Origin of the sequence: Bacillus cereus group sp. BceL062 (assembly GCF_051780025.1) — a bacterium.
Lineage (GTDB): Bacteria > Bacillota > Bacilli > Bacillales > Bacillaceae_G > Bacillus_A > Bacillus_A toyonensis.
This window is the reverse complement of the sequence record NZ_JBPWGY010000001.1, coordinates 298,720-312,282: the sequence shown is the minus strand read 5'-3', so window position 1 is coordinate 312,282 and position 13,563 is coordinate 298,720. Positions and strand designations below refer to the sequence as shown.

Below are 13,563 nucleotides of genomic sequence, written 5' to 3'. Positions count from 1 at the left end.
AATACTGTAGAAATATATTTTTTCTTTAAAGTGATGTGTAAAAAAATAGGCTGTTTTTTACCTAACGTTAGGTTTAAAATATTATTAATGAATGATATGATTTATATAATCTCATGTTTTATTAGGAGGATTTATTATGAGTAAAAGTGAAGAAACATTCTCTGCCATTATGGAGGTGAGTTACCGCTTATTCGCTGAATACGGTATTGCTAAAACAACTTATTCGATGATTGCTGAGGAGGTTGGTATCGCAAAACCATCTATATATTACTACTTTAAGTCTAAAGATGCATTAATTGAAAGTATCTTTACTGAATTATGTAAAGCTATGCAGTTTTCTTCCTTCTTCCATACAGAAGAGTTTACGAAAGAAAATTTTATTGAGAAATGTGTTGAAATTGGATTCACAATAATTGATGAACAACAGGGTGATCCTTATTTTAATCGTGTGTTGCAAGAATATGGATTACTCTCTTCAAGAAATGATATGTATAAAGATAGATTACTAACTGTACAAAAAGAATATTTATATGGATTTGAATCACTCCTTACAAAAGCAAATGAACTTCAATTAATCGAAAATAAAAATCTAGTTTCAAAAGCTCATATGTTAGCATTAGTGCTTGATAATGTAGGGAATTTTATGATGTTACATGTGGATATAGATTATAAACAAATATGGATTGAAGCTGTAAACAGTATTTTTGAAAGAAGGGATTGAATTGAATACTAAAAAACGAATTATCGGCTTAGATTTTGCTAGAGCTTTAGCGATGTTTGGTATGCTGCTTGTTAATTTTATGGTTATAACAGGTGCAGAACGAAATGGTCCCCCATTTTTAATAACTTTCATGTCACTTTTTGAAGGTAGAGCTTCTGCCTTGTTTGTTATACTTGCTGGAATTGGCATATCTTTCATGACTAGATCATCTGTTGCTAGCAATGAAAAAATTAAAATTTCTAATAGCCGAAAAATCATCTGGAAACGGGCACTATTCTTATTTATTTTAGGATTACTTTTATACGTAATGGAGTGGACTGGGGATATATTACACTACTACGGTGTTTACCTTTTCGTTGCTGCATTACTCATTACAGTACGAAAAAAAGCATTACTATTGCTATCTATTATTATCCTACTCTTCGCACAATCTCTTCAGCTTACTTTCAATACTTTCGAAGGTTGGGGAGGCCATACTCCATTTATAAACTATGTAGACTTCTGGACAGTAAACGGTTTTCTTCGCAATCTATTCTTTAATGGTTATCACCCTTTTTTCCCTTGGTTTTCGTTCTTCTTAATCGGGATGATAATTGGCAGATTAGATCTTCATAATAAAAGGATTAGAGATAGGTTGCTCTTGCTCGGTATTACATTCACCATACTGATAGAACTTTTATCAAAGGGGCTCACGCACTACTTTATTCCACACATTGGCAAAGAAGCTGCTACATTTTTGTTTAATACAGGACCCATTTTACCAAATATATTATATATTTTATCTGCTACAGGATCCGCTATTGCTATATTAATAATTTGCCTCTATATCACTGAAAAATATGAAAATAATTGGTTTGTTACTTCCATTATTCAAACAGGTCAATTAACATTAACTCATTATGTAAGTCATGTATTTATCGGGATTGGAACATTAATTCTATTCAATAGAATGGAACATCAAACACTACTTTTCGTTTTATTATTTGCTACTGGATTTTTCATTTTGAGCATTTTATTTAGTGTGCTATGGAGAAAAAAATTTGCTAGAGGCCCTATTGAATGGATTATGCGAAAATTTGCCGGATAAAGTGAAACTTTAATTCGTGGGGGTTTTGTCCCCCCACCGATTATTAACCTACAAATAGCGGGATAATCTCCCCTCATACAAAAAAGGAAGTTGGAATGATTCCAACTTCCTTTTTTCTTTAATTAGCCTTCCTTAATTTAATTCGGATTTTTGCCTCCCCTAAAGAAAGCTCGTCGTCTTCATTCGTTAAGTGACCAAATGTAAATTGCTTGACGAGTAAGTTTTCTTCCAATAGATGTTTATGATTCGTTAACGTTTGCTGTAGTTCTTCCTCTGCATCAAGAATCACATCAACTCGTAAGTTAACTGGTAAATTCAACTGCTTACGATATTCTTGAACCGCACGAATGAATTCACGTGCTACTCCTTCTTGTAACAACTCTTCTGTTACATTCGTATCTAACATAACCGTATATTGTCCGTTAGTTGTATTAGAGAATCCTGATTTCGCGACTTTCTCTACTAATACATCTTCAGCCGTTACGACTACCTCTTCTCCTGATACAGCTTCATATACCGCTTTTTCAGTTGCAACAAAGTTCTGTACTTCTTCTTGTGATAATTGTTTTAACCAGCCGTTTACTGCATTCACATTTTTACCGAACTTCGGCCCTGCTGTTTTAAAATTCAACTTTAATTGATATGATGTATACTTCGTTTCATCCAGTTCAACATGGAATACTTTCACATTTAACTCATCCATTACGATATCACGATAAGATTTCCAATCGATATCATTCTCTTTATGCTCAAGTAATACAAGCTCTGCTAGCGGCTGTTTTACTTTTAAAGAATGCTGATTACGGTTACTTCTTCCAAGTTCAACGACTTGTAAAACTGCATCCATTTCCGCTTCTAATCTCAGCTGAATTAGTGATTCGTTTACAACTGGATAATCTTCTAAATGAACGCTTCTACCTTCTAAATTTAGATGAATATCTTCAGCAACAAACGGTGTAAATGGCGCAATCAATTTGCTAATTGTTACAAGCACTTCATGAAGTGTCTCATACGCAGCTGCCTTTTCAGCGTTCATACCAGATTCCCAGAAACGATTACGTGAGCGTCTTACATACCAGTTACTCACTTCATCTACAAGTGCTGCAATTTCACGAGCTGCATTCGTAAATTGATACTCATCAAGTGCAGTTCTCACTTTTTTCGTTGTACTATACAATCTTGATAATACCCATTCGTCTAATTTTGTAAGCTTTACATCATACGTTTCTTTCGGATTATACTCATCTAAATTTGCATATAAAACGTAGAAGCTATACACATTGACTAACGTATCTACAAATTTAGATTTTGCTTCTAGTACTGTTCTTTCAGAAAAACGCTTCGCATTCCACGGAGCACTATCAACAAGTAAAGCCCATCTTAGCGCATCTGCACCAAACTTCTCTACTAAATCAACTGGATCTAGTGCATTTCCTTTGCTTTTAGACATTTTCTGCCCTTCTTCATCTAAAACATGCCCTAGTGATAACACTCGTTTATACGGTACTTTTCCTGTATATAGTGCTGATACTGCTAATAAACTATAAAACCAGCCGCGTGTTTGATCAATTCCTTCTGCAATAACATCCGCTGGAAACTGCTCTTCAAATAACCCTTTATTTTCAAATGGGTAATGATATTGTGCAAATGGCATAGAACCACTATCAAACCAAACATCGATTACTTCTGGTGTGCGATTCATTGTGCCTCCGCATTTCCCGCAGCAGACTTGCACTTCATCTACATAGGGCTTATGCAATTCTAAATCTTCAGGTGTATCTTTCTTACTATGCTTTCTTAATTCAGCAATGCTTTTCGGTACGAACTGATGATCGCAACTTTCGCATTCCCATACGTTTAATGGTGTTCCCCAATATCTATTTCGGCTAATATTCCAGTCAACCATATTTTCTAAAAACTTACCAAAACGTCCATGTTTCATATGATCTGGATACCAAGTAACAGAATCATTATTTTTTAAAAATGTATCTTTAATTGCAGTTGTTCGGATTAACCAACTTTCTCCTGCATAATACAGAAGTGGTGAATCACAACGCCAGCAATGCGGGTAACTATGTTCATATTTTTCTTTATGATATAGCAAACCTTCCTTCGCCAAATAACGAACGATATCAACGTCACAATCTTTTACAAATTTACCTTTCAAAAATGGTACTGCTTCTGTATACTCACCTTTTCCATCTACAACATGTAGGAACGACAATCCTTCACTTTGAACAACTCTATAATCATCTTCCCCATATGCTGGAGCAATATGAACGAGTCCAGTACCACTATCTGCCGTTACAAAATCCGCTGCAATAACACGGTAACCATTTGTCACTTCTTTCATTGGAAATGGTGCTGTGTAAAATGTATTTACTAATTCTTCACCTTTATGAACAGATAATACTTCATAGTTTTCTTTTAATACTTCTTGTACACGTTCTTTCGCAACAATGTATACATGACCTTCTTGTTTCGCTTTAACGTATTCCATATTTGAATGTACAGCAAGTGCAACATTTGCTGGAAGTGTCCATGGTGTTGTCGTCCAACCTAAGAAATACTCATTTTCACTATTTTCCACTTTAAACTTAACTGTTGCACTTAAATCTTTTACTGTTTTATACCCTTGTGCAACTTCATGTGAACTGAGAGAGGTTTGACAGCTTGGGCAGTACGGTGAAACTCTATGCCCTTTATATAACAAGCCTTTTTCATGAATCGTCCCTAAAATATGCCATACACTTTCGATATATGGATTTTCTAAAGTAACGTATGGATCATCCATATCTACCCAATAACCGATACTTTCAGTGAACTCACGCCACTGCTTTTCATATGTGAATACACTCTCTTTACACTTCTTAATAAATGGCTCAATTCCGTACTCTTCGATTTCATGTTTACCAGAAATACCAAGTTGCTTCTCAACACCTAATTCTACAGGTAAACCGTGTGTATCCCATCCTGCTTTTCTTACTACTTTATAACCGGCCATCGTTTTATATCTTGCTACTACATCTTTAATTGCCCGACCAAGTGCATGGCCGACGTGTGGTAAACCGTTCGCCGTTGGTGGTCCTTCATAAAACACAAACGATTGCGCGCCTTCTCGATTCTGAATTGATTGTTCAAAAATGCTTTGTTCGTTCCACTGCTTACGAATACGTGTTTCTCTCCCTACAGCTGACTCTTTTACATCTACTTTCTTCATCTACAATCACTCCTTTGAATGTTTTAAAAGCACACAAAAAACCCGCCCCTATGAAGTAGGGACGGGTTTACCCGCGTTACCACCCTAATTCTATTAGCTTTTCACTAATAGCGCTTAGCAACGTACTAACATACGCGTTCTTTGTAACGGTAGACATCCGTCCGGGCCTACTTACTTTCAGCCTCGGCTCCTCGGAGATGATTTTCAAATAACGTCTGAACACCGGCTTTCAGCACTTTACCGGCTCTCTGGGGAACAGTTCATTATTTTACTCTTTCTCGTCTTCAGATTTGTATACTTTGTTAAAAGCTATTTTATGCCATTTAACAATAAATTGTCAACTAATTCAAAATATTTTTTATTTATATCCTTTTTTCACTACTTATATACATATACAATTACTTTTCAAACTCTCTCAGTCTTGCTAAATCTTCATCTTCTTCGATAAGTTCAGCAAAAAATCCAGATTCATCCTCAAGAAGTACATGTTCAAGCTCTTCTTTCGCCTCTGCATTTCTATTTAATAACGCTAAATAACAAGCATGATCATATCTTGCTAACAGATCACTCGTATCCATTGTTACTACTTCACTTGTTATTTTTTCTGCCTTTATCGTTTGGCCGGCACTATGATATGAAGATGCTAATGAAAGAAGAATTGCCGTATCATTTGGATGATGTATAGAAGCATCTTCTAATAACTGAATTGCCTCTTCATATCTCTCTTGACTTTGGTATATTTCTCCTAAAGCAAGGAATCCTCTACTTACAAACGGTGTTTTCTTCGTTAATTGTAAGCATATTTTTTCTGCTTTTCCTTCTTCCCCAACTTTCAAGAATACTTGCGCTTGTATAAGAAGCGTATCATAATCATCCGGTAGCTCTCGAACTAATTGCTTCATTAACTCTAGAGCATCTTGTAACAAATCTTCGTCCTCACACTCAATGAAAAGATTTACAAGTTGCTTCGCTACCTCATAATCCCATTTATTTTCTAACGATGTTTGCAGAACATCTATCGCTTCTTTATTCATCGATACATTTTCGTAAAATAATCCAAATCGTTGTGCTGCCATACTATTTTTGGGATTTAACTTTAATGAGATTTCATATAACTCAATGATTGTTGTAACCATTGAAATTTCTTTTGCCCGGTTTTTCATACGATAAAAAGCTCTCGTAAATATAGATTTTTTCGGTTGTTCATTTTGTTGACGTTCAATCCATCTTTCCGTAACCGCAGCTGCTGCATACATGAATGCTGTACTTCTTTCTGCTTTTTTCACTTTTAATGTATGAAGAAAATCCCGGATGTTAGACAATTTCTTATGTTGTTCTACCGCTTTTACATAAACATCAAATATACGTTCATTATTTACATCTTTTTGTATTACTTTCATTGCAACTTCAATCGCTTTTGCATCTCTTTTTTTCACTAATACTTTTGCATAATGATATAGAACTTCTGCATGCTCACTATCTAATTGTAGCGCTTCTTCAATCTGTGCTTGTTCTTTATCTATTTCATCCATCGCTCCATACACATATGCAATCGCATCTAATCGCCATATTTCAGGTACTTCGTCCACTAATTGTTCTAGCTCAGTCAGCAACTCTTTCTGAAGATTCATTTCTACTGAAAGCTGTGCCAAATATTCCATATTAATATGCAACGGCTCTTCTTTCATCGCCTGAACCATATGACTTTGTTCTTTAGAACGGTTTTCTTCTTTTTCGTATATTTCCGCAAGCTGTAAATGTACACCGACGAAAGTCCCATCAAGCTCTAAACATGTTTCATACGCTTGTTTTGCTTCCGTCAATTGTCCTAATGCCATAAGTGTTTCACCAATTCGGTAATACGGTAATGCCGTTTTCTTTTGTTCTATCGCCTTATTATATCTTTTCATCGCTTGGCCATACTGTCCAATAGATTCATGTAAAATACCTGCATAACAACTGTATTCACTTACTTCATTTCTTTCTTTTTGTAACGTTCTTAAGAATGCTATACCTCGTTGTACAAATACAGTTCCTTTAATTCGATTCACATATTCATCTAACGCACTTGCTACATTATATTCACTCTGCTTTATACCACTCTCTAACTTAGACAATGCTACTTTAAACCCATCTTCATTTCCACCAAGTTCAACCTCTGCATCCCATAAAACCATTCCTGCATTCATAAGGAAATCTTGGCTCTTTTCAATTTGTGTTTCGAGACCAAGAATATATTCTTTCGCTTCATCATATCGCTCTTTTGCCATATAAACTTGCGTAAGTCCGAAATGAGAATAAACATCTTCATTATCTTCTTCTAAAGCACGCTTATATAATGTTTCTGCTTCTTCCAGACTATCATTTTGAAAATGATAATCACCTAATCTTACATATAGAGACGCCTTATCATCACAATTCTCAATACCTTTTAATAAAATTTCTTTTGTGCTTTTCTCATCCTTCAAATCAGATTCATAGATTTCTGAAAGTTTCGAATAAATGTAAGGCGCATTACTATCTAACTGAATCGCCACTTTAAGTCCTTTTATCGCTAAATGTAATTTCCCTAATTGATGCGCACATCTCGCTCGTTCATACCATACATGCGCCTCATTTTTATATTCTCTTAACAAATTATTAAAGATTTCATATGCTTCTTCATATCTTTCTAAATCTATTAATATTAAACCGTGATTCGTTAAAGTGAACCTTTCTGGACTACGTTCTACAGCTACTTGAGAAAACTGCAACGCATTTTCAGATTGATCGATATACATATAAGATAACGCGAGGAAACTCCAGGCGATCGGCTGATCTGCGTCCAATTGTAATGAGGAACGAAAACTTGAAATCGCTTCTATATAACTTTCCTGTTCAAATGCATATCTTCCATTTATCAAATGATATAAAGCACGATTATTTTTCTTCTCAACACTTGCCAGCATTTGCTCAGCTTTCTCCATTTCTTGAAGACGAATAAAGCACTGTGCACCATGCAATTTAACAAAATCCGAGTTCGGAAACTTTTCCATTAACTTTTCTATACAATATAAAATAAATTCTTTATCTACTTCAACATCTAAATGTTTCATCGTATATAACCACGTATTCGGATTATCACTCGTCTCTTTTAAAAATTGTACTAAGTTATTAATTCCCTCTTTATCTTGTTCATCTAAATGATCTGTAAGAGAGAAAATGGATTTAAAATAATGATTCTCTTCTTCACTTAAAAATGCTAGTTGTTCCTTCTTTTCTTTCGGAACAAACGTGATCGCCAAACAACCTGTATAACGATATTTCTCTTGCAATTTACTATATTCCACAAGAACTGGTTCTATAAAGTTTGGATCTTGAACATAAAAAGCTTGTAACGTATCATCATATCCTGATAGCACTTGCACATGTGAAGCATGTTCGATGTCTATACTTAATAAAACGGGGATCTTTCGGTCGAGTAATATCTTATAAATTTCCTCATTCCCTTTAAAATAACGATATTCATAGCCTAATTCTTCAATATAAGAGACCGTATCGGAAAACTTTGAGCCTGTCATATCAAAAATAAACTCTGCTATTTCATCTTGTGTACGTTTTTCTCCCCATAGCTGCAACATCATTTCTAAACTTGTCGGAACACAATAATTATCCTTTTGTACAATTGGAACTATCGGCAGGTGAACCTTTTTTCCACCTGGATTTTTTTCTAAATTATGATATAAAGAGCCTTTTAAACTTTTTTCTTCTTTTAATAACTGTTGTAAATCTACAAGTTTATTCATTTTGTACAACGCTTCTGCACGTAAATGTACAAAGTAAGTTTCATAAGCATGATAAGGAAGCGTACTATTAATATTATCTATTACCTCTAACATCTCTTCATATTTCGCTAAATCTAATAAATACTTTACCTTTTCAAAATGAAAATATGGTACTTGTAGAAACTTTACAATCGCATCATCGATTAACTGTAATGCACGTTTTTGTTCCCCTTTATTCGCATATAACTGTGATAATAAGTAGGTAGATAGTTCTTCACAATCTTTATGCTGCTTTCCAGCTAAAAATTGTTCTTCTGCTTTCTCCCATTCACCTGTATGCATATAGACGTAGCCCCATTTATCAAAGACCGCACGTGTACTGTACTCCTCTGCTTTTTGCATATAAATGAGCGCTTCTTCATTTCGTTTCATTTCTAATAAACATCGTACTAAAGTAAAATATGTTTTCGCTAAAAAATCGTCATCTATTTCTTCTTTATCTGCCTCTTCTAAAGAGTCTTTTAACAACTGTTCTGCTTCAAGGATTTTTCGCTCATCAATTAACTCATCACAATATAAAGAGAGCGTTCTCATATTTGGGAATTTTTTATAAGCGTAGCGAATGAGGAATGAACTGTATTGGTGCATAAGCCCTTCATCAGTAAGGCGAATTAATATATCAAACTCCTTATGTGAAGGAATATTAGCAAGCCAAGTCTTCACATAGGATAAAGTATTCTTTTCTTTTATATATGAAATTTCATTATTTATTTCCTGTAATCCATCTACAAATCTCTTGTCTTTCAAACAAGCTTCTAACTGCTTAAAATCTAGCATGCATTCACCTCGAATATTTATTTAAACTGCTACTTGCTTAGATTTTACACATCATATTGTAGGTATTCAACTAAAATCTCCTATAATGGATAGTATTATTTAATATTATTCGAATTTATAACAAAATATAGTAAAAATGATTGTTTTTCTTCGTATTTTGTTTAATTATATGGAATAACGTGAATTGAGGATCTTATCTTTTCAAGGCCAAAATCAGTACATGAAATTATATCCGCGATAATTCAAATATATCAGCGCTTCTTTCGTTTTATCGGTGATTTTCAAAATATATCGACCGATTCTTAAAATATATCAGCGATTATACGGTGAATATCGACTTATCGATAAAAAATGTCAATCCTCAATAAATCGCTACTTTTTAACATTCTATGTCACCAAATGTAATTTTCATATTCGGAGCATATACTAAAGATGAATGTATATGGAGCGCTTTAAAAAATCGTAGTTCTGCTTCATATTGAGCTAATGCTTTATCATATGTTAATCCTCTTATCATTAAACGTTCTATAAATTGCTGTTTATCACCCGGGTTGTCCGCAATCCCCTCTTCTCTTAATGAATGGTACAAACCGTGTTTATCATTGTGATGCATACTAGAGTCTAAAAAGTTCACTTTATCGCTCACTCTACACTCAATATTTTTCACACCTAATTTACTTAAATACATCGGTATTTTCATGCCAATATTTCCATCTTTACCGTTTCTCTGCGCGTCTTTTTCAAATAACTTCTGCAAAGCACCTAGTTTAATAATTTCCGATTGATTCTCTCCATCTAAGACATATGAAGACATATTTGAAATCCAATGTGGTTCAAAACAGATTATTTTACCACCTTTTTTAATTGCATGTATCATTTTTTCTAACATCATTTTTGGAGTATTCATATGTAATAAGAAAGCATGACAGATTGCTATATCGTATTTATCGTTCAGTTCAATTTCTGTAGCATCTCCTTCAAGAAATTCCGAATCATACGGAAGTAAACGAAACAACTCTCTCGCTTCAGCTAATAATGTTTCTCCACTATCAATACCGGTATACTTTGATCCTTTTGGAAGTAATGGCATTAATATTAGGCCTAAATAACCATATCCACAACCGTAATCAACGATATGTACAGGCTTAGTAATCTTCCAAACTGTATTTACTAAAAAGCTTACATAATCGTCGTTGTAATATAAATCTCTCGTGTTTTTTAAATATGTTAGTTTATTGTTCCAATCATACGTTTCCAACATCTAACGCCTCCTTTTATATACAAAACTAAAGTTCTCTATATAATAGCCGTATTCCTACACTTTTCTTAAAATTTCAAAGCAAAAAAGCTAGTGTATTTTTAATAATACACTAGCTTTTTATTTGGAAGAAAAATTTAACAAGTACAATCACAATCAAAACAATCCGTACAGTCTAAATCGTCACAATCTGCTTTTCTCTTTCTTTTGTTTCTTTTAAGATAATAATACAGTAGCCCAAACAATAGTATACAAATAACAAAAGCTATTATTGCTTCTGTATACTTATTTTGAGTCATAAAACCAATTCCACTTCCGCCTGAAATAAAAATTAGAATTAAGTAAATCCAGAACATCTATATAAATACCTCCATTACTATATATCTTAAGATAATATCCATATAACACTAGATGAAATGAATAATCCCATACCATTACCGCTTAATACACCAGTAGTTATTCTTAGCAAATTTGAGCTACTTCTCCATTTCCACTTTTGGGTGAACCCATCGATAAGTAACGGAATTTGAGCGAAAAATGATAGTATGATTGCCAAAAGAAATGAAGGTGTCATATAAAAATAAATTGGAAACATTAAAATACCAATAAGCATGCCTGTACAACGCGCACATAAAGGTATGTACTTTTGTAGTTTAAAAAACTCCTATCTAATCTTCTATGACAAGGAATTTGTAAAATAAAAGTTCGAATCAATATGAATCACCCTCTCTAAAAAGATTTTAATTGATTTTGCAAAAAAATTATATATCCAATAAAAACAAACCAGGTTTATACTAGACCCAGTTTGTCAGTTTACTACTATGTTACATCTCCTCAGGTGCCTCCACCCCAAGTAAACGTAATCCTTCTTTTAATACAACCGTCACAGCATAAACCAATGCGAGTCTGCTGTCTTTCTCTTCGCTCTCTTCTAATATACGCACATTTCCATAATATTTATTAAACGCTTGCGCTACATCTAATACATATTTCGAAATAATCGATGGCTCATTTTTATTGAAAGCTGCTTCAATTACTTGAGGGAATTTATTAAGTAATTTTACGACACTCCAGCTATGATCATCTTTTAAAGCAAACGTACATGTTTCAAATTCTACACTTTCTTTTCTTAAAATAGAGCAAGCACGTGCATGTGTGTACTGTACATATGGTCCTGTTTCTCCTTCGAATTTCAGCATATTTTCTAATGAGAATTCGATATTATGCATACGCTCGTTTTTCAAATCGTGGAAGATGACTGCTCCTACACCGACTTGCTTTGCTACTTCTTCTTTCTGTTTTAAGTTTGGATTTTTCTCTTCAATATTTTGTTTTGCAAGTTCGATTGCTTCCTCAAGTACTTCTTCGAGTAAAATTACTCTTCCTTTACGTGTCGACATTTTTTTACCATCTTTTAAAATGAACCCAAACGGTACATGTTCCATGCCGTCAACCCAAGTATAGCCAAGCTTTTTTAATACAGTGAAAAATTGATTGAAGTGTAAACTTTGTTCTGGGCCAACTACGTATAATGCTTTATCAAATGTATATGTGTTTTGACGATATATCGCTGCCGTTAAGTCACGTGTTGCGTAAATAGTCGCACCATCGGATTTTCTAATTAAGCAAGGCGGCATTCCCTCTTCTTCTAAATTAACGACTAATGCGCCTTCTGACTCTTCAAGCAAATCATGCTCCTCTAAAATCCCAATGAAATCTTCCATTAAGTTATTATAAAAAGCTTCTCCTTGAAAATTAGTAAATTCTACACCGAGAAGTTCATAAATTCGAGAAAATTCTTTTAAGGATTCGTGACGGAACCAATTCCAAAGCTCAACAGCTTCTTCATCACCTTCTTCTAATTTCTTAAACCAAGCACGCCCTTCTTCTTCTAGTTCTTCGTCGCCTTTTACCTCTTCATGGAATTGAACGTATAACTTAAATAATTCACGGATTGGATCCTCTTTAACTACTGCTTCATTTCCCCATTTTTTATAAGCAGTAATTAACTTTCCAAACTGTGTTCCCCAATCCCCAATATAATTAATTCCTACAACTTCATAGCCACATTTTTCAGCGATATGTTTCAGTGAATTTCCAATCATTGTAGAACGTAAATGCCCCATCGAAAAAGGTTTTGCAATATTTGGAGATGAGTAATCAATAACTACTGTTTTTTCACATCCAAAGTAGTTTTGACCGTATTCTTCTTTCTGAGCTAAAATCGTTTTTAATACAGCATCACTTACAGTTTCACGATTGAAAAATACATTTACATAAGGACCAACAGCCTCTACTTTCGTAAAGAACGGATCATTTACTTTCTCCGCAATTTCCTTTGCTATAATAGCTGGTGATTTTTTATATTGCTTCGCTAGTGAAAAACATGGGAACGCTGCATCTCCGAATTCATCTTGTTTCGGTGTTTCGATTAAATCTAAAATTTGATTTTGCGTTAATTCATTTACAAAAATATTTGATAAACTTTTCGCAAACTGTGTTTTATATTCCATACTACAACCTCCTTATTTTTTTAAACACAAAAAACTCGTCTCTATATAAGAGACGAGTTTTAACCCGTGGTACCACCCTTGTTGTTCATTACGAACCACTTTCCCGTTTATAACGAGGACAGGGGACCTCGGCTTACTCTACTATTCGTTCAAGAAGCGTCTC

At 34.1% G+C, this 13,563-nt stretch carries 7 protein-coding genes, 1 pseudogene and 2 other annotated features (1 of these 10 only partly in view); of the genes and pseudogenes, 2 read left to right on the top strand and 6 right to left on the bottom strand.

Translation table 11 applies throughout. The features are described 5' to 3' along the window. Positions 1–136: 136 nt before the first annotated feature. Together ACS2MN_RS01565 and ACS2MN_RS01560 are read left to right on the top strand one after the other, a co-directional pair. Complete coding sequence (locus ACS2MN_RS01565; protein WP_000045214.1) at positions 137–721, top strand: TetR/AcrR family transcriptional regulator; 585 nt, start codon at positions 137–139, stop codon at positions 719–721. Between the two features lies 1 nt (position 722). Beyond that, complete coding sequence (locus tag ACS2MN_RS01560) at positions 723–1,808, top strand: DUF418 domain-containing protein (RefSeq protein WP_001093120.1); 1,086 nt, start codon at positions 723–725, stop codon at positions 1,806–1,808. 118 nt (positions 1,809–1,926) lie between these two features. On the opposite strand, the gene ileS is transcribed toward ACS2MN_RS01560, so the two are convergent. The 6 genes and pseudogenes from ileS to argS form a co-directional block, all read right to left on the bottom strand. Continuing rightward, positions 1,927–5,028 (bottom strand): isoleucine--tRNA ligase, encoded by a 3,102-nt coding sequence (gene ileS / locus ACS2MN_RS01555; protein ID WP_346994253.1) that lies wholly within the window; start codon positions 5,026–5,028, stop codon positions 1,927–1,929. Between the two features lie 54 nt (positions 5,029–5,082). Further along, positions 5,083–5,322, bottom strand: a binding site (T-box leader). Positions 5,323–5,426: 104 nt separating this feature from the next. Further along, the gene (locus tag ACS2MN_RS01550; protein ID WP_346994254.1) at positions 5,427–9,629 is read right to left on the bottom strand and encodes a tetratricopeptide repeat protein; all 4,203 of its coding nucleotides are present in this window, start codon (positions 9,627–9,629) and stop codon (positions 5,427–5,429) included. A 379-nt stretch (positions 9,630–10,008) separates the two neighbouring features. Next, positions 10,009–10,890 (bottom strand): class I SAM-dependent methyltransferase, encoded by an 882-nt coding sequence (locus ACS2MN_RS01545; protein ID WP_000894997.1) that lies wholly within the window; start codon positions 10,888–10,890, stop codon positions 10,009–10,011. Between the two features lie 134 nt (positions 10,891–11,024). Further along, a complete protein-coding gene (locus tag ACS2MN_RS01540) occupies positions 11,025–11,243 on the bottom strand; it encodes a hypothetical protein (RefSeq protein WP_000498604.1) in 219 nt (72 codons plus the stop codon). Positions 11,244–11,272: 29 nt separating this feature from the next. Then, positions 11,273–11,601 (bottom strand): annotated as a pseudogene (locus ACS2MN_RS01535) (DUF2085 domain-containing protein). A 110-nt stretch (positions 11,602–11,711) separates the two neighbouring features. Further along, entirely contained in the window at positions 11,712–13,400 is a 1,689-nt protein-coding gene (gene argS, locus ACS2MN_RS01530) for an arginine--tRNA ligase (RefSeq protein WP_000456034.1), read from the bottom strand. A 45-nt stretch (positions 13,401–13,445) separates the two neighbouring features. Next, positions 13,446–13,563, bottom strand: a binding site (T-box leader) (it continues 97 nt past the right edge of the window).